We start from the raw sequence: 16,996 nt of genomic DNA on the forward strand, positions 1-16,996 counted from the left end.
AGTTGGCTTTTAGCCTAATCGCTTACTGCTTCGATTATTAAGCAAACCCTAGTTTTTGCAACCAGTCGCTCACTTCATCCCCACTACTCATATCTGCGATCACAATCCCGTCCAACATAAAGGTTGGCGATACATGAATGCCATTTTGTCTGGCATAGCGTGCATGCCATTTCTGTAGCGTGGTCACATGATCTTCAAAAAAAGCAGACTTTAATTGCACGCCGCTCAGTGATTCAATTTTGCCCAGAATTTGCGCGGCGGATGCATTAAGTAATTCACCTTTGCAGTGATCTTGCGGTTCGAACGCATCTCGGTGATTAAAGATGGCAGACAGCACGTGCATGACCGCGTCACGACCATGTGGCAAGGTGCTAGCAGCAAGCACTGCTCGTGTAGTGATTGGAGAAAACATATGCCATGGCTGAGACTGAATTCGAAGACGGATGGTCAGTTTATTTTCACCTGCGGCGGTCAGTAAGGCGGGTAACTTAGCGTAGGCTTTTCCAGAAAATGGGCAGGTAGGTTCTAGAAATACATCGAGAACTTTTGGACCGTGACCCCAGGTTAGTGCTTGGTTTGCGTTAGTAACTGGCATGCTGCTTCTCCTGCTAATTATTGTGTTGTGACTGGAAAAACGATTTATTTCCCACGGTAAGCGATTCTTGCTGTCATTTCCGACACAGCCATAGCAAGTGCCGCAGAGGCACCTAATTCTCCAGCCAAGTCTTCAAATAGCGTCCACTCGCCATAGCGTAACTGCCAGCCATGGGTGGCCCCTTCATCAATTCGCTCAATTAGTACGGGCACTTGAAAGCGCCCCACTCCAGGTAAGGTCAACTCGCGTACTTCAGGAAGCTCATTTTCTTCGAACCACATGTCATCACCATTCGTTGACAAAGTCAATTAATAGACTGATTAGCAGGATAAATAGTTCCGATCTTTTCTATCCATTTTTCAACTATTTTAACACTCCATCTTTGAAAGTTATTGATGAAACACACTTGCATATTTTGGATGACATTGAATTTTTTTCTAAATATCGATGTCATCTCTCACACTATTTATTTGGGTAATGGTTTCTTATAAGTAAATTCGATAGTAATTGACGGCTATACCCCGAAATTCCTAAGCTCGTACCACTTTCCAACACAACCCGTTGGAATAAAGCCTTACATTTTTGATGTTAACCATTGTTGAAATTAGTGACTAAAGGATTCGCGGATGAAGCACTTTACAAAAAATGCGATCGCTATTGCATTGTTTGCTACTAGCAGTTTGTCTTTTGCAGATGTCGTTGTAAAAGTTGGTCAAGTTAGCCCGATGTCTGGCCCGATTGCTCACTTGGGTAAAGATAACGAAGCAGGTGCAATCCTTGCGATTGAAGATGCGAATGCGAAAAAAATCAAAATCGCTGGTCAAGTAGTTAAATTTGAACTGGTTTCAGAAGATGATGCTGGTGATCCTAAAACCGCGACCGTGGTCGCTCAAAAATTGGTCGATGCCAAAGTCGTGGGCGTCGTTGGTCACTTAAACTCTGGTACATCTATCCCGGCATCTCGCTTATATAGCGATGCTGGCATTCCGCAGATCACCCCTTCTGCGACTAACCCAAAATACACCCAGCAAGGTTTTAAAACCACTTTCCGCGTGGTAGCCAATGACGTGCAGCAAGGTGGCGCCATGGGCCAGTTTGCGATGAAGAACTTGAAGGGCAAAAACATTGCAATCGTGGATGACCGTACCGCTTATGGCCAAGGCTTGGCTGATCAGGTAGAAGCGCGTGTAAAAGCGCTAGGCGGCAAGGTGGTATCTCGCGAATATGGTACAGACAAAACCACCGACTGGATGTCGGTACTGACCTCTATCAAATCGCGTGCACCAGATGTCGTACTTTACGGCGGTATGGATGCAACTGCAGGTCCATTACTACAACAAATGCGCCGCTTGGGCATGAAGACTCCATTGGTAGCGGGTGATGGTGCATGTTCGCCAGAGATGATCAAACTAGCAGGGAACGGCATCGATGCCAACACCTACTGTACGATCGCTGGTGTACCGCGCGACAAGATGCCAAAAGGAAAAGAATTCTACGCTCGCTTTAAGAAGCGTTTTGGCATGGACGTACAGACCTACTCTCCATACGAATACGATGCGATGACTGCATTGATTACCGCCATGCAGCAGGCAAACTCTACTGATCCAAAAGTATTCTTGCCTAAACTAGCTAGCATCAAAATGCCTGGCGTAACTGGTGTTATCCAGTTCACTCCAAACGGTGACATCAGCAATGGTTCGGTTACCGTTCACCAATTTGAGAATAACGGCTGGAAACCAGTCGCTGTTGTCAAATAACGCATCTCGGCACATGGTGGTGCCGAATGTGAACATACTCACTCACCCCGGTTCGCCGGGGTCTTTTTTTATTCACCGCGCCAATCGCCAATAAAAAAGGCCGGTTAGTACCGACCTTTTTAGCAGACTACGGTTGGCAATTAGCCCACGCGAATCAACTCTACTTCAAATACCAACGTAGCATTTGGAGGAATAACGCCACCCGCGCCACGTGCGCCGTAGCCTAATTCAGCAGGGATAGTCAGCTTACGAACGCCGCCCTCTTTCATCCCTTGCACGCCTTGATCCCAACCACGAATCACATGACCAGCGCCCAATGGGAAGCTAAATGGCTGACTACGATCTTTACTAGAATCGAACTTCTTGCCATCGGTTAACCAACCAGTGTAATGCACGGTAACGTGTTGACCAGCCACTGCTTCTTTGCCTTCGCCGGTGGTGATATCTTCAATAATTAGTTCTGACACAATGTTTTCCTTATCGAGCGAGTGTGATTGCTTGGTTAGCCATCACAGAAGCACGCATACTAGCATTAGGTATGCCGGTTGATCTATGCAGGGACACAGATTAGTCTTCTGGTGTTGGGCGTAAGTCAATGCCTTCTATCCGTTGGACAATTTCTTTTTTCGGATCACACGTAACGGTGGCCAGGGTTTTTCCATTCGCTAATACGGCAACGCCACCTTCCGGTTCTGGTTCATCATTCTCTTCCATTGGTTTTTCAAATGCCCAATAAACGCTATAGGTGGTTTTACCATTGGGCACGTCTACCGCATAAGAAATGGTTCGTCCGATGCCTTGCCATTGATAGGTTGAAGCCGATTGTCTTGGGGCCTTTACGATAATTTCTGGCGCGACATCAGGTTTTCCAAAGGCGTAATCGATAGTTTTCCCGCTATCACATACCTCAATGATTTTCCCCTTGGTCGTCGTGCAATGAAACACGGTTTGGCTAGGTTTGGCACATTGAGGGAAGGCGAAGCTAACCGTACTGACGAATAATGCAGCAAAAGGAAGGATGTAAGACTTCATTATTAGCTCTCATAGATAAGACATTACTTCAAATAGCAATTCACTTGGGAAATTGCCAAGGTTGATTTAGCTTAGATGGTAGAAGCGCTTTTTGCTGAAATATGCAAAACAAGCTTGATGTAGTCATCAAGATAGAACAACCCAACCATCAAGACACCGATTCAGCCAGTAGCCAATCCGCAAACGCTTTTAACGCAGTTGATTGGGGTTTGTTCGTGTTCACCGTGAAATAATACCCATCACCTGTCGCTATTTGATGAGGATGCGGAATCCTCAACAGCCCAGATTGAACATCGCCCGCGACTAGGGTTGCGTCCCCCACCGCAATGCCAAACCCTTGAATGGCCGCGCTAATGGCTAAATCCATGGTATCAAATTGCTGATTTCGATTCGCTTGCGTAGTTTGGCTGCCAACGGTAGTCAGCCACAAATACCAATCTCGCTGGTCTCTGGTTGGGTGCAATAAGGTATAGCGGAGAATTTCTGTTGGATTTAGTTCGGTTTGGGTGGTTAACGAAGGCGCACAAATGGGCACCAATACTTCATCAAAGAGTTTATGGCATTGTGCGTAACGTGATGTATCTCTGCCAAACAAAACGGCAGCATCAAAGGGTTCATGCAGGAAGTCGACATCATGCGCACTAGTCGTGGTGAGTTCTACGGGTATGTCAGGTTGTGATTTTTCCCAGATCATCAACTTCGGTAATAACCAACGCATGGCACACGTTGGCGCTTTTAGGCGAATCACATGGTGTGATTTTGCTGCTTTATCTGCGGCCTTCTGGATCAGATCAAACGCAGCGCGCAATTCTGGCAGCAATGACTCCCCTTGTACGGTAAGTTTTAGCCCCCTTGCCTCCCGATAAAACAATTTCATCCCAATATGTTGTTCTAAAGAAGCAATCTGCCGACTCACCGCGCCTTGCGTTACACAAAGCTCATCTGCCGCGCGGGTGAGGTTAAGGTGCCTCGCCGCAACGACAAAAGCGTGAAGCGCATTCAGTGGAGGGAGTCTCACAGACATGAGGGATTATTCCTATTTGTCATTCTTACGTTTAGGTATGCATTTTTCTCATGGCTAGTATGACAACAATTCCCTTGTGGGGGCAAGTGTAGATGCTTACAGTTTGTGCAAATCTTAATCACAAGAAGCGTCATTAAAACGCTGACTAAAGAGGACTGCGAATGAATTTCCCTACCCCTGCCATTAGCTCTAAATTACCGGATGTAGGCACCAACATTTTTACGGTGATCGGTCAGTTAAGTAGTGAATATCAAGCCATTAATCTTTCGCAAGGCGCGCCGAATTTTCCTTGTGACCCAGCGTTGATCGAACTCACCCATGAGGCAATGTTAAGTGGGCTAAACCAATACGCGCCAATGGCAGGTGTGCTTAGCCTACGCGAAACACTCGCTGAAAAAGTACACACACTTTATGGACAATCGTTTGATCCGCAAGATGAAATCACGATTACAGCAAGTGCCAGCGAGGCACTTTACTCGGCAATTAGCGCGCTAGTGCATGCAGGGGATGAAGTCATCTATTTCGAACCATCATTCGATAGTTACGCACCAATTGTTCGCTTGCAAGGTGCAACCCCTGTAGCCATTAAACTCAAACAACCAGATTTTCATGTGGATTGGGCAGAAGTAAAAAGCAAGATTACTGCTAAAACCAAAATGATCATCGTTAATACCCCGCACAACCCAAGTGCATCGGTCTTTTCTAAAGCCGATTTAGATTCGCTCGCCGAAGTCACTAGAGACACCAATATTGTGGTGCTATCGGATGAGGTATACGAACACATTGTGTTTGATGGGGCGGTTCACCATAGCGTGGTCTCCCATCCTGAATTAGCCGCGCGTAGCGTGATGGTGTCTTCATTTGGGAAATCTTTTCATGTGACCGGCTGGCGAATTGGCTATTGCTTGGCACCCGCGGCGATTACAGCAGAGCTTCGTAAAGTGCACCAGTTCATGATGTTTTCTGCGGACACCCCGATGCAGCACGCACTGGCAGCCTATATGAAAACCCCATCAACCTATCTATCGCTTGGGCAGTTGTATCAAGAGAAACGCGATCTATTGGTGAATCTCTTAAAAGACTCGCCTTTTGAGTTATTACCCAGCCATGGCTCATTTTTCTTGTTGGCTAAATATGGGCATTTTAGTCAGTTATCCGATAGCGAATTTGTTCTGCAATTGATTAAAGAACATCGTGTTTCTGCAATTCCACTATCTGCCTTTTATACTGATGGTACGGATGATCGAATTATTCGTTTCTCTTTCTCTAAAGACGAAGCCACGTTAAGAAAAGCCGCCGCTGCGCTTTGCCAAGTAGGAGCGGCAAAATGATGACCGAACGCATGTTAGTAGCTGCCGTGCAAATGAATAGCGGCGAAATGCTGGGAGAAAACCTTAGCCTAGCCCGCCAGCTCGTCAAAGAGGCGTCTGAAAAAGGCGCGCAATTAGTGGTTCTGCCTGAGTATTTTTATTTGATGGGTAAAACCGATGAGGCACGTTTGTCCCTAGGTGAGCCGTTTGGCGATGGACCCATCCAACGGTTCTTATCAGACTTAGCCAGAGAAAATGGTATCTGGTTGCAATGCGGCACCGTGCCACTGTCAGGCCCAGACAAACAGCATGTGTTTAATAGCTGCTTAACTTTTAATCCAGAAGGCGAATGTGTAGGTCGCTACGACAAAATCCATTTGTTTGGTTTCCAAGATAGCAAAGACACTTACCAAGAATCGGATACCTTAAGTGCTGGTGATGTGGTCACGACACTCATCACCCCATTTGGTCGTTTACGCCCTTCTATTTGTTATGACCTACGCTTCCCAGAGCTATTTAGAACCGCACCAGCACCAGAACTGATCACCGTGCCGGCGGCCTTTACCCATACAACGGGTTTAGCGCATTGGGAGGTTCTGCTACGGGCAAGAGCAATCGAAAACCAATGTTATGTGATTGCTGCGGCGCAAACCGGTTGGCACCCGAATGGCCGCCAAACCTTTGGGCACAGCATGATTATTGACCCGTGGGGCAAAGTGCTAAGCGTACTACCCGAAGGGAATGGGGTTGTTATTGCTGAACTAGATCCAAGTGTATTAGCCGAAATCCGTCAGAAGTTACCCGCTTTGCAACATCGCCGTTTAGATAAACATTGATTAAGGATCGTGACAACAAGGAAGACAACGATTAGCATTGCGCCCTTTTTTGTTCCCTTGTCGAATAGATCCCCCGTTTTTACAGGAGAGAAAGCATGAAATTTACATTCCGTTTAGCCGCATTCGCCCTAGCAGCAACCGCTGGAATTGCCAGCGCAGACAATAGCTTACGTTTTGGTATTGAAGCGGAATACCCTCCGTTTGAATCCAAAAATGCAGCTGGCCAACTAGAAGGCTTTGATGTTGATCTAGGCAATGCGATTTGTGCAAAAGCAAAATTGAAATGCACTTGGGTTGAGAATGCATTTGATAGCCTGATCCCTGCGCTACAAGCAAAAAAATTCGATGCGATTAACTCTGCCATGAACGCGACCGACAAGCGTCGTGAAGCCATTGATTTTACCGATACCATCTACCGCATCCCAACGCAGCTAATTGGTAAAGCGGGCAGCAAAATGGCACCTACAGCAGAAGGCCTAAAAGGCAAAAACGTGGGTGTATTGCAAGGTTCTATTCAAGAAACATTTGCGAAAACCCATTGGGAACCACATGGCGTCACCGTGACCGCATACAAAGACCAAAACATGGTTTATGCTGACCTAGCGTCTGGCCGTTTAGATGCTACCTTGGTGATGGCTGCAGCAGGGCAAGCAGGCTTTTTAAGTAAGCCTGAAGGCAAAGGCTATGCATTTATTGGCGCTGCAGTGAAAGACGACAAAATCTTAGGTAGTGGGATTGCATTCGGTTTACGCAAGGGTGACGACGCCCACAAAAAGCAATTGAATGCAGCGATTGCTGAAGTGAAGAAAGATGGTACCGTTGCAAAACTAGCGAAAAAATACTTCTCTGGTTTTGATGTAACCGTGAAGTAATTTTCCAAGTAGGGATAGCCACACGGCTATCCCGCATCTGCTGTTTCTCCTCCACAGGTCTGTGCCATGAACCTGCTTGCTGAACTTTCCGCTCTACTCACTCCGAATGAACTTTTGCAAGGTAAGGATATCCCCGAGCGATACTACACGCCGTATGCGGAGTCTCCACTGGCCGCACCATTGGCGGTTGCACGGCCAGATACGCTAGAGAAACTCGTTAGTACACTTGCGATTGCACATCAATCTGCCTGCCCCGTCATTCCACAAGGTGGATTCACAGGGCTTGCTGGTGGGGCGAACCCTTCTCCCAATAGCCTCGTCGTCGCGATGGAACGCTATTGTGGCATAGAAGAAATCGATACAGCAGGCGCAACTGTCACCGTTCGGGCCGGAACGCCCCTCTCCATTGTGCAAGCGGCAGTTGCCGAACAAGGTTTTACCCTAGGCATTGATCTGGGTGCACGCGATAGCTGCCAGATTGGCGGCTTAATTGCCACCAACGCCGGCGGCAACCGTGCCATCCGCTATGGCGTGATGCGTGATCAGGTACTAGGCCTAGAAGTCATTCTGCCGGATGGTACATTGGTCAGTAGCCTAAATCGCATGCTGAAAAACAATGCAGGCCTAGATATCAAACAACTTTTTATCGGCAGTGAAGGGACACTGGGGCTAATTACTCGCGCCGTGATCAAACTTTATCCGGCACTGCACACGCCCGTCACTTGCTTACTCTCCGTCGCAAATGCTGAGAACGTCACAGCACTTTGGCGAGCTGCTCGTACTCATTTACCCGATTTACTCAGTTTCGAAGTCATGTGGCCCGATTTTTATCAGTTTATGTCTAGCCGGATGCCTGACACACCCTTTCCGCTTCCCGCAGAAGATAGCTTCAAAGTCTTACTAGAATACGCCAGCCCTATTCAAACAGCAGAGGATCTACAGTCGGCACTCACTGACACACTCGGGGCATGGTTGGAAAGCGGCTTAATTAACGATGCAACGATAGCTAGTAATCTGGATCAGGCTAGGCAGCTATGGCATATCCGGGAAGGATTGCCAATGGACAACCTACCTGCTTTGCTGAATTTTGATGTTAGTTTGCCAATTGCCGATATTGACCCGTTTGTCCAACGCTGCACCAGCCAACTACTCAATACTTGGCCAAGCGTCATTTGTTTACCCTTTGGGCATTTGGGAGATAGCAATCTCCATTTAGGGATTTCACTCAACCAAGAAACACCGAATGAAGCAGCGCAGATGGCAGTCTGTGAATTGGTCTACCGACTCATCGGTGAAATGGGCGGTACCATCTCTGCCGAGCATGGGATTGGTCGCTATAAAAAGGCTTACCTCCATCATAGTCGCCATGCGCCAGAGATTTCGCTCATGCAACAATTCAAACAACTGCTTGACCCTTCCGGGCGGATGAACCCGGGCTGCGTGCTATGAAACGACAACTCTACCAAGGGAGAAATGTTGCATATGCAGCTTCTATCGCTGATTTAGCGGCGATGGCAAAAAAACGGCTGCCAAACTTTGCCTGGGAATATCTGGAAGGGGGAGCAGAAGATGAGCTTGCCATGCAACGCAACCGTCGATCCTTTGACGACTTCACACTCACACCACGTACTCTGGTAGATGTTAGCCAGCGAGATCAATCTGTCTCGCTATGGGATCAGTCTCTTTCCAGCCCCATGTTGATTGGGCCAACCGGTTTTAACGGTATGCTCTGGCCAGATGCCGATCGCTTACTCTCCAGTGCGGCAGCTCAATTTGGCATCCCTTTTTGCCTAGCAACCCTATCCAATAGCCGCCTAGAATCTGTCGCCCAAGCAATGCAACGCTACCCGAACCCCAACTTGTGGTTACAGTTGTATCTCTTTAAAGACCGCAGTTGCACAACCGATTTATTGAACCGTGCAAAGCATGCGGGTGTCAGTACCATCGTACTCACCACAGATGCGACCGTTTATGGCAATCGGAATTGGGAAGCCCGAAATTATCGCGGTTTTAAACAACCAAACTGGCGGAACCGGCTGCAGTTGATCGCCCGCCCGCACTGGGTATGGCAAATCCTAATAAATGGCTTACCACGCTTTAGTAATCTAGATGAATTTATAGGCAAACAAGCGGATGCATTGCAGGTAGCAGCGTGGATTGAATCTCAAATGGATACCCGCATTAATTGGCATACCTTGTCTTGGCTAAGAGACCAGTGGCAGGGCAAACTATTGATCAAAGGGGTGTTGCATCCTGATGATGCCAAACAAGCCGCATCAATCGGTGTGGACGGAATCGTTGTTAGTAACCACGGTGGTCGCCAGCTAGATGTTGCACCCGCCGCATTTGAATGCCTGCCAGCCATTACAGAAGCCATTCAGGGACGCTGCAAAATCTTGTTGGACTCAGGCATCCGCAGAGGCACAGACATCCTCAAAGCGAAAGCAAATGGGGCAGATGCCGTCATGCTAGGGCGTGCCACGCTGTATGGCGTCGCGGCCGACGGCGCTAATGGAGTGACCCGCGCACTCACGATATTACACACTGAAATCGACAATGCCATGGCTCAGTTAGGTATGACGAATCTTCATCATAACGGCAGGCGAGAAGTCGACTTAATTTCCCGAATGGATAATCCAGAGTGAATTAAGCTAACCCCTGGTAAATGGCGCAATACATTTTCAACAAAATCACCATAAGCATCCAGATTTTCGACCACCACTTGCAACATGTAATCCGCACTGCCCGTAATTTTATGGCAACTCAAAATTTCGGGAATCTTTTGCACCGCCTCTTCAAAGGCTTCAATCGGCTCGGGGTTACCGACGTTGCCAAAGGTAATCTGCACAAATGCAAAAATCCCCAGACCAATTTTGCGGCGATCTAAATTAGCCTGATAATCCCGAATATATCCCGCCTCTTCTAATCGCTTTAATCGCCGCCAGCATGGCGTCACACTGAGCGATACTTTTTCCGCTAGTAATGGCGTCGTTAGGCTGCCATCAGCCTGCAGTAATCGTAAAATTTCTTTATCAATTTCGTCTAACTGACTATCGCTTTGCTTTTGCCCCATTATTAGCCCCTTTGATTACTTTAAAAAGAATACGCTAAATAAATTAATTTATTAATCGTTTCTTTCTAATTTACAAAGCAATGACGCACAAAAAAGCAAAACACATCCTAGCAACACACCCTACAATTTATGTCAGCCCAATCATGAAAGACACCCGATGCTGACCATATATAGTGACAAACACCACCTCCATCACGGCACAGAATTAAAAGACGGCAAACTCAAGCCCTGCTTCGAAATGCCAGGCCGTGCCGACACGATTTTGGCGCGGGTGCAAAAAGAAGCGCTAGGTGAAATTATCGCCCCCAATGCCTACCCTGTGTCTGTGTATACCCGTGTTCATAGTGAGCGCTATGTGCGTTTCTTGGAAAGTGCGTGGTCGCAATGGCAAGCAATGGGCAGACAACACGACGCGCTACCACTCACTTGGCCGGTACGAGACATGCGCACCGACATCGAGCCGATTCATATCGATGGTAAGTTAGGTTTCTACGCCATGGATGCTGGTGTGCCGATTACCGCAGGGACTTGGGAAGCAGTGAAAAGCAGTGCCGATCTAGCACTCACCGGAGCAGACAAAATTGCAGGTGGCTTACCAGCTGCATTTGCCCTCTGTCGTCCTCCGGGTCATCATGCAGCAAGTGAATACATGGGGGGTTATTGCTACCTCAATAATGCGGCCATTGCAGCACAATCGCTGGTTGATCAAGGCGCGAAAAAGGTGGTGGTGCTAGATGTCGATTATCACCATGGCAATGGCACGCAAACGATTTTCTACGATCGCCCAGACGTAATGTTTGTCTCCTTACACGGAGACCCGCTGCATTCATACCCATACTATCTAGGTCACAAAGACGAAGCGGGTAAAGGCGAAGGGCTGGGGTTCAACCATAACTACCCGCTACCACACGGCACCGATTGGGCACACTACCAAATTGCCTTGGCAGATGCCTTACAAAAAATCCAAGCCTACAACCCAGATGCAGTCGTGATTTCACTTGGTGTCGATACCTTCGAACATGACCCGATTAGTCAATTCAAACTTAAAAATAGCGACTATCTCTCGCTTGGCCAACAGATCGCTAGCCTGAAGAAACCCACGCTATTTGTGATGGAAGGCGGCTATATGGTCGACGATATCGGCATTAATGCAGTCAATGTCTTAAAAGGTTTCGAGAACGCATAAGGTTTCTTTTCCGCCCTCCGTTTGGAGGGCTTTCATAGTGTCAATTGTCTCAATGAGGAGTGAGTAAATGAACGCTACTGTTAAACCCGTGTTGTTGGCGATGCTGTTAGCCATCGGGAGTGCGCACGCAGACGTAGAAATCAAAGTAGGGCAAGTAGGCCCATTGTCTGGCCCAATCGGGCATTTGGGTAAAGACGATGAAGCCGGCGTGATTTTGGCGATCGAAGACGCGAATGCAAAAAAGATCAAAATTGGCGGCCAAGTAGCTAAGTTTGTGTTGGTATCGGAAGATGATGCGGCCGATCCAAAAACCGCCAACATCGTTGCACAAAAACTAATTGATGCCGGCGTAAAAGGCGTGGTTGGTCATTTAAACTCTGGCACCACCATCCCAGCGTCTCGCCTCTATAGCGAAGCAGGCATTCCACAAATCACTCCATCTGCTACCAATCCAAAATACACCGCCCAAGGTTTCAAGACGACCTTCCGTATGGTCGCGAATGATATTCAGCAAGGCGGTGCAATGGGTCAATTTGCGGTAAAAAACCTCAAAGGGAAAAGCATTGCGATTATTGATGACCGTACCGCTTACGGACAAGGCTTAGCAGACCAAGTCGAATCACGCGTCAAAGCGTTGGGCAGCAAAGTGGTGGCAAGAGAATACGGCACCGATAAAACCACCGATTGGATGTCGATTTTAACGTCGATCAAAGCTAAATCACCAGACGTAGTCATTTATGGCGGCATGGATGCCACTGCTGGCCCATTGCTGCAACAGATGCGCCGCTTAGGCATTAAATCTGCCTTTGTGACGGGTGATGGCGCGTGCGATCCAGAGTTAATCAAACTCGCTGGCGACGGCATCGATAGCGGTGCGTATTGTACGATTGCCGGCATGCCAAAAGATCAAATGCCTAAAGGCAAGCAATTCTACGCTCGTTTCCAAAAACGCTTTGGCATGGAAGTGCAGACCTATGCGCCATACGCTTATGACGGGATGACCGCCATTATCAATGCCATGGCAGCGGCAAACTCTTCTGATCCAAAAGTGTATTTGCCTAAACTAGCCAGCATTAAATTCCAAGGTGTCACAGGCAATGTCCAATTTACACCTGCAGGCGATATCAAAGATGGTTCGGTAACTGTACACCAATTTACACAGGGTACATGGAAAGCGATCACGGTCGTTCACTAAGCGATTGATCACCTAGATGCTTGCTAATTCACTTAGCAAGCATCTTCAATATTGACATTGTCATTATCGCTGTTATGCTGCCAAGTATCGCCTTCACAGATAATTGGTTATGAAACGCCTTCTCGCTAGCCTCTTTATTTTTCCGCTGACTGCATTTGCCGCCTTCCCAACCGCCCCTTATACAACACCCGATGCACAACTCCCTGACGGGGGTAAATATTACGGCCATTTAGAAAATGGCGTTTTATCCGGTGAAGGGCTCATCCTCTATCCGAATGGAAAAGCTTACAAAGGGGTCTTCAAGGATGGCGTACTAGAAGGTCAAGGCGAAACTTATGCTCAACATCAATTAGTGTATAAAGGGACTTTTCATCAAGGCGATTGGGATGGACTAGGCACGTTAACTGCATTAGATGGAAGTACCTATGTGGGTGAATTTAAAGATGGTTTAGTGAATGGCAAAGGCACACTCACCCAGCCTGACAAATTTGTTTACACCGGCGACTTTAAAAATAAAACGCTCCAAGGCAAGGGACGCTACGAGTCTGCGGATGGCAAAATCTACGAGGGCGACTTCGTTAACAATGAGTTCACTGGTCAAGGCAAACTCACGCTAAAAGATGAATACTTTGAAGGCTCATTCACCAACTTCCGCCCAAATGGCGTTGGTAAATATCACAGCGATGCTTATGAACTAGAAGGCAATTTCAACAACTCCCGATTAAATGGCCAAGGGAAGTTTCACGATCTAAAAACAAACGATCGTTACGAAGGCAGTTTTACCGATAGTAAGTTTGAAGGCTACGGCAAACTGTATTATGGCAATGGCGATATCTACGAAGGCAATTTTTACTATGGCGAACGACACGGCAAAGGAAAGTTAATCCTAGCCAAACCCAACGCGAAAGGCCAAACCACGATTGCTGGCGAATGGGTTTACGGAGAATACAGCGATCCTGCAGAAGAGAAACGCCAACTTACCCAACTAGAAACTGCCATTTACCAACAGCAACACTTACTTGATCAATCCCTAAATGCGGTCAAACCCTCTATAGGTAAAGGGATTCAACTATTCTGGTTAGGTATTGCGGGTGATGGTAAGCAAGAAGTGTTTCATCGTGAGGTCGACTTTGTCAGACAGCAATTTGAAAAATACTTTGGCGTGAAAGACCACGCGATTAGTCTGATCAATAGTCGAAACACCTTTAGTGACGCCCCCTTTGCCACCAAAACCAGCATCTCCGCTAGCTTAAAAGCTATCCGCAATAAAATGGACCCACAAAAAGATATTCTCTTTTTATTCATGACTAGCCACGGCTCCCAAGACCATTTCTTTAGCCTCGCACAAGAAGACCTGCGTATCAACGATTTATCGAGCAAAGACTTAGCCAGCGTACTAAAACAATCCGGCATTCAGTGGAAAGTATTAGTGATTTCAGCGTGTTATTCAGGCGGGTTTATTAACGATCTAAAAGACGATCACACACTCATCCTAACCGCAGCCCGAGCAGACAGAACCTCATTTGGTTGCTCCGACACCAACGACTTCACTTATTTTGGCAAAGCCTTTTTTAAAGAGTCCCTAACCCCTAAAGGGGACTTCATCGCCGCCTTTCAAAAAGCAAAAGGTCTAATTCGCAGCTGGGAAACCACAGACAACAATGAAGCGACCAGCGCAGAAGAAAAAGCCGCTTACGCGCCCTCTGAACCGCAACTCTTTATAGGCAAAGCCATTGCACCTTACTTAAAAAAATGGGCGACTCAGTTACCTAGCAATCAGTAATTCGAGAAAATCATAATGCCTGTTTCTTTTGCTCTTCAGTGAGTTCAGAGATAAATTGGCTAAACAAATCGGTATGGCTTGATATACCCAGTTTGGTATACAACTTTCGTTTGTGCGTTTTTACAGTTTCAGGTGAGATCGCTAATTGCTGAGCAACGGCCTTACTTGAATAGCCTTGTAAGGTCAGACGGGCAATCTCGGCTTCTCGTTCCGAGAGCTTTGCACCGCCAAAATGTGCTAGTGCTTGCCCAATTTGATCTTCTATCTGAGGGGAAGGAACCGCACTCAGTCCTTTAACTTGAGAACTCTGCCAGTGTTTTTTCATTGCCGCAAACACCCAACAGGCAACGGTTTGTAAACGACCAATCGCTAAGTGATCAAAGCGAGACAATATCCCTAATGAAAGGGATAGATAGCTCCCATCCCCCAAAGGGAGGATGAACTGCAACTCATCTTGCCCCACTTCTTTACTAAAATAGCTCAGATAATATTCACTACTTCGAAACATATCAGGCGCAATTTGTTCAAGCTGATAAAGCCCTTGGCTCGCCCCCTCTTTCACTAACTGGTAAAAAGGATCTAGGAGATACATACCCTGGCAATAATGAAAAACTGGGGAATCTGCTTGTACGGGCCCACCAAATGTACACTCTTCCAGCACCACAGGCGCGGCATCTGGCCACATTCTCACGGCGAGTGCGTTATCAAGCGGGGCAACTTGTCTCAAGGCCATCACTAACGACCGCCAAAACCGAGGCGTTCCTAATTGCTCAAACACATTCGCTAATGCATTGTGCAGCATCATTTCTTTCAGTAAAGCTTCCACAGCCATCCCCCAAATGGGTACCCCATCACGGTGATTAGTTTGACGTATTTTTTACCTTACACTAAGACCCACAACTCTGGCCAGAGTACTTTCATCGACACATTTCAGGAGAGAGAATCATGTCGAATCAGTCAAATGCGGGCCAGTTAAAAGGTTCGCTAGGGATCATGGATGTGGTCATGATCACTGTTTCAGGCGTTACCCCCGCAAGTAGCATTTTTGTGATTGCCCCATTCGCGATTCAAAGCGCGGGCAGTGGTTCATTTTTATCGTTCATTTTCGCAGGGCTAATTGCAGTAGCACTGGCACTTTGCTATGCAGAACTCGGCGCGGCCCACCCAAGTGCAGGCGGCGAATACACAATTGTGCAGCGTTTATTTGGTCAAGCAGCAGGCTTGCAAATGTACCTATTTGTTCTCTGCATGTTGCTGTTCATTCCAGCAGTATTAGCAACCGGCGCAGCCACTTATCTCAATAGTGCGTTAGGAACGAACTTTGATAGTGCAACAGTTGCCTTAGTCGTCGTGGTTTTAAGTTACGCGATTGGGATTCTCGATATTAAAACCAATGCGTTAGTCACAGGGGCTTTTTTAGCACTAGAAGTATTGGTGTTACTGATTGTAGTCTGGTTGGGATTTAGTCACCCACATCAATCGGTTGATGTGCTAACCCATCCTCAAATGTTAGATGCACAAGGTGGCTTAGCGGATGTTCCATTTGGCATCATCGTTGCCATGGTGGGTACTGCCTTGTTTTCATATAATGGGTATGGCGCTGCCATCTATTTAGCTGAAGACATGCATAAAACAGGCCGACCATTAGCCATTGCAATTTTGCTTACCCTCATCATTGTTGTATTGATGGAGCTGGTACCCCTCACCGCGCTATTATTAGGGTCTCCTTCGCTAACAGAACTAGCAAAATCAAGTGATCCAATTAGCTATGTCATCACTCAATTAGGCAATCCAACGCTAGCGCGCATTATTTCGGCAGGTATCTTTTTATCTGTATTTAACGCGATTATCGCGATCGTCGTTCAAAATGCTCGCTTTCTATACGCGAGTGGTCGGGATGGCTTGTGGAATAAAGGACTAAACCAAGCGTTGGTTAAGCTGCACCCCAAATTTGGTACACCGTGGGTAGCGACGCTATTATTTGCAATTCCTTCTGCATTGCTAACCTTTAATTCCAATCTAGGTGAACTGACCTCCTTTACGGTCATCATCTTGTTGCTCGCCTATATGAGCATGGCAATTTCTGCACTATTTAGTCGCCATACGAGTACACACCATCCATACCACATGCCACTTTGGCCTATTCCTTCTTTAGTCGTTTTACTTGGCGGCGGATATACCCTTTTCACGATTCTAAAATCTAGCAGTGCCAAGGACTTAATGATCGTTGCGGGGATTATTGCTTTTGGATTGTTAATGTTTGTGTTTAAGCGCCAGGTCAACAAAACAGCGGATGCATCTGCATGAATCAATTTAATAAAAAAATGGAGAAC

Annotated in this window: 17 protein-coding genes; 10 read left to right on the plus strand and 7 right to left on the minus strand. The window is 47.0% G+C overall.

Going from position 1 to position 16,996, the window contains the following annotated elements; genetic code table 11:
* Positions 1-37 precede the first annotated feature (37 nt).
* Together LIN78_RS10820 and LIN78_RS10825 are read right to left on the minus strand one after the other, a co-directional pair.
* Positions 38-595: a DsbA family protein gene (locus tag LIN78_RS10820; RefSeq protein WP_227180814.1), complete on the minus strand. Its 558-nt coding sequence runs from the start codon at positions 593-595 to the stop codon at positions 38-40.
* A gap of 44 nt (positions 596-639) precedes the next feature.
* The gene (locus tag LIN78_RS10825) at positions 640-876 is read right to left on the minus strand and encodes a hypothetical protein (RefSeq protein ID WP_227180815.1); all 237 of its coding nucleotides are present in this window, start codon (positions 874-876) and stop codon (positions 640-642) included.
* A gap of 345 nt (positions 877-1,221) precedes the next feature.
* On the opposite strand from LIN78_RS10825, the gene LIN78_RS10830 reads away from it, so the two are divergent.
* Positions 1,222-2,352 carry a branched-chain amino acid ABC transporter substrate-binding protein gene (locus LIN78_RS10830; protein WP_227180816.1) on the plus strand — a complete coding sequence of 377 codons (1,131 nt, stop codon included), beginning with the start codon at positions 1,222-1,224 and terminating at the stop codon, positions 2,350-2,352.
* 140 nt (positions 2,353-2,492) lie between these two features.
* Here LIN78_RS10830 and LIN78_RS10835 read toward each other — a convergent pair whose 3' ends face one another.
* The 3 genes from LIN78_RS10835 to LIN78_RS10845 form a co-directional block, all read right to left on the minus strand.
* Positions 2,493-2,819 carry an FKBP-type peptidyl-prolyl cis-trans isomerase gene (locus LIN78_RS10835; protein WP_227180817.1) on the minus strand — a complete coding sequence of 109 codons (327 nt, stop codon included), beginning with the start codon at positions 2,817-2,819 and terminating at the stop codon, positions 2,493-2,495.
* 100 nt (positions 2,820-2,919) lie between these two features.
* Positions 2,920-3,384, minus strand: a complete 465-nt coding sequence (locus tag LIN78_RS10840; RefSeq protein WP_227180818.1) for a hypothetical protein — start codon at positions 3,382-3,384, stop codon at positions 2,920-2,922.
* A gap of 148 nt (positions 3,385-3,532) precedes the next feature.
* Positions 3,533-4,408 (minus strand): LysR substrate-binding domain-containing protein, encoded by an 876-nt coding sequence (locus tag LIN78_RS10845; RefSeq protein WP_227180819.1) that lies wholly within the window; start codon positions 4,406-4,408, stop codon positions 3,533-3,535.
* 161 nt (positions 4,409-4,569) lie between these two features.
* On the opposite strand from LIN78_RS10845, the gene LIN78_RS10850 reads away from it, so the two are divergent.
* The 5 genes from LIN78_RS10850 (at position 4,570) to LIN78_RS10870 (ending at position 10,071) form a co-directional block, all read left to right on the plus strand.
* A complete protein-coding gene (locus LIN78_RS10850; protein WP_227180820.1) occupies positions 4,570-5,739 on the plus strand; it encodes a methionine aminotransferase in 1,170 nt (389 codons plus the stop codon).
* Positions 5,736-6,554 carry a carbon-nitrogen hydrolase family protein gene (locus tag LIN78_RS10855; RefSeq protein ID WP_308443955.1) on the plus strand — a complete coding sequence of 273 codons (819 nt, stop codon included), beginning with the start codon at positions 5,736-5,738 and terminating at the stop codon, positions 6,552-6,554. Before LIN78_RS10850 ends, LIN78_RS10855 begins: the two co-directional genes overlap by 4 nt.
* A gap of 95 nt (positions 6,555-6,649) precedes the next feature.
* Positions 6,650-7,426 (plus strand): ABC transporter substrate-binding protein, encoded by a 777-nt coding sequence (locus LIN78_RS10860; protein WP_227180821.1) that lies wholly within the window; start codon positions 6,650-6,652, stop codon positions 7,424-7,426.
* Between the two features lie 66 nt (positions 7,427-7,492).
* Entirely contained in the window at positions 7,493-8,875 is a 1,383-nt protein-coding gene (locus LIN78_RS10865; protein ID WP_227180822.1) for an FAD-binding oxidoreductase, read from the plus strand.
* Positions 8,872-10,071: an alpha-hydroxy acid oxidase gene (locus tag LIN78_RS10870; protein ID WP_227180823.1), complete on the plus strand. Its 1,200-nt coding sequence runs from the start codon at positions 8,872-8,874 to the stop codon at positions 10,069-10,071. Before LIN78_RS10865 ends, LIN78_RS10870 begins: the two co-directional genes overlap by 4 nt.
* Here LIN78_RS10870 and LIN78_RS10875 read toward each other — a convergent pair.
* Complete coding sequence (locus LIN78_RS10875; RefSeq protein ID WP_227180824.1) at positions 10,017-10,499, minus strand: Lrp/AsnC family transcriptional regulator; 483 nt, start codon at positions 10,497-10,499, stop codon at positions 10,017-10,019. The two genes, LIN78_RS10870 and LIN78_RS10875, sit on opposite strands and share 55 nt — an antisense overlap.
* A 157-nt stretch (positions 10,500-10,656) precedes the next feature.
* Here LIN78_RS10875 and LIN78_RS10880 point away from each other — a divergent pair, with 157 nt between their 5' ends.
* The 3 genes from LIN78_RS10880 to LIN78_RS10890 all read left to right on the plus strand — a co-directional run bounded on the left by LIN78_RS10880 (position 10,657) and on the right by LIN78_RS10890 (position 14,663).
* Entirely contained in the window at positions 10,657-11,685 is a 1,029-nt protein-coding gene (locus LIN78_RS10880) for a histone deacetylase family protein (protein ID WP_227180825.1), read from the plus strand.
* A 67-nt stretch (positions 11,686-11,752) separates the two neighbouring features.
* A complete protein-coding gene (locus tag LIN78_RS10885; protein WP_227180826.1) occupies positions 11,753-12,880 on the plus strand; it encodes a branched-chain amino acid ABC transporter substrate-binding protein in 1,128 nt (375 codons plus the stop codon).
* Positions 12,881-12,989: 109 nt separating this feature from the next.
* Positions 12,990-14,663 carry a C13 family peptidase gene (locus tag LIN78_RS10890; RefSeq protein ID WP_227180827.1) on the plus strand — a complete coding sequence of 558 codons (1,674 nt, stop codon included), beginning with the start codon at positions 12,990-12,992 and terminating at the stop codon, positions 14,661-14,663.
* A gap of 10 nt (positions 14,664-14,673) precedes the next feature.
* Here LIN78_RS10890 and LIN78_RS18350 read toward each other — a convergent pair whose 3' ends face one another.
* Positions 14,674-15,489, minus strand: coding sequence for a helix-turn-helix domain-containing protein (locus LIN78_RS18350; protein WP_227180828.1), 816 nt, complete (start codon positions 15,487-15,489; stop codon positions 14,674-14,676).
* Positions 15,490-15,608: 119 nt separating this feature from the next.
* Between LIN78_RS18350 and LIN78_RS10900 the strand changes: the two genes are divergently transcribed.
* Complete coding sequence (locus LIN78_RS10900) at positions 15,609-16,970, plus strand: APC family permease (protein WP_227180829.1); 1,362 nt, start codon at positions 15,609-15,611, stop codon at positions 16,968-16,970.
* Positions 16,971-16,996 lie beyond the last annotated feature (26 nt).

The organism is Leeia speluncae, assembly GCF_020564625.1.
GTDB lineage: Bacteria > Pseudomonadota > Gammaproteobacteria > Burkholderiales > Leeiaceae > Leeia > Leeia speluncae.

What these genes read in the sequence shown, in the direction of transcription:
- LIN78_RS10860 (WP_227180821.1), top strand. Translation starts at nt 6,650, where the DNA reads ATGAAATTTACATTCCGTTTAGCCGCATTCGCCCTAGCAGCAACCGCT.
- LIN78_RS10840 (WP_227180818.1), bottom strand. Translation starts at nt 3,384, where the DNA reads ATGAAGTCTTACATCCTTCCTTTTGCTGCATTATTCGTCAGTACGGTT.
- LIN78_RS10820 (WP_227180814.1), bottom strand. Translation starts at nt 595, where the DNA reads ATGCCAGTTACTAACGCAAACCAAGCACTAACCTGGGGTCACGGTCCA.
- LIN78_RS10870 (WP_227180823.1), top strand. Translation starts at nt 8,872, where the DNA reads ATGAAACGACAACTCTACCAAGGGAGAAATGTTGCATATGCAGCTTCT.
- LIN78_RS10865 (WP_227180822.1), top strand. Translation starts at nt 7,493, where the DNA reads ATGAACCTGCTTGCTGAACTTTCCGCTCTACTCACTCCGAATGAACTT.
- LIN78_RS10890 (WP_227180827.1), top strand. Translation starts at nt 12,990, where the DNA reads ATGAAACGCCTTCTCGCTAGCCTCTTTATTTTTCCGCTGACTGCATTT.
- LIN78_RS10880 (WP_227180825.1), top strand. Translation starts at nt 10,657, where the DNA reads ATGCTGACCATATATAGTGACAAACACCACCTCCATCACGGCACAGAA.
- LIN78_RS10850 (WP_227180820.1), top strand. Translation starts at nt 4,570, where the DNA reads ATGAATTTCCCTACCCCTGCCATTAGCTCTAAATTACCGGATGTAGGC.
- LIN78_RS10885 (WP_227180826.1), top strand. Translation starts at nt 11,753, where the DNA reads ATGAACGCTACTGTTAAACCCGTGTTGTTGGCGATGCTGTTAGCCATC.
- LIN78_RS10825 (WP_227180815.1), bottom strand. Translation starts at nt 876, where the DNA reads ATGTGGTTCGAAGAAAATGAGCTTCCTGAAGTACGCGAGTTGACCTTA.
- LIN78_RS10875 (WP_227180824.1), bottom strand. Translation starts at nt 10,499, where the DNA reads ATGGGGCAAAAGCAAAGCGATAGTCAGTTAGACGAAATTGATAAAGAA.
- LIN78_RS10845 (WP_227180819.1), bottom strand. Translation starts at nt 4,408, where the DNA reads ATGTCTGTGAGACTCCCTCCACTGAATGCGCTTCACGCTTTTGTCGTT.
- LIN78_RS10900 (WP_227180829.1), top strand. Translation starts at nt 15,609, where the DNA reads ATGTCGAATCAGTCAAATGCGGGCCAGTTAAAAGGTTCGCTAGGGATC.
- LIN78_RS10830 (WP_227180816.1), top strand. Translation starts at nt 1,222, where the DNA reads ATGAAGCACTTTACAAAAAATGCGATCGCTATTGCATTGTTTGCTACT.
- LIN78_RS10855 (WP_308443955.1), top strand. Translation starts at nt 5,736, where the DNA reads ATGATGACCGAACGCATGTTAGTAGCTGCCGTGCAAATGAATAGCGGC.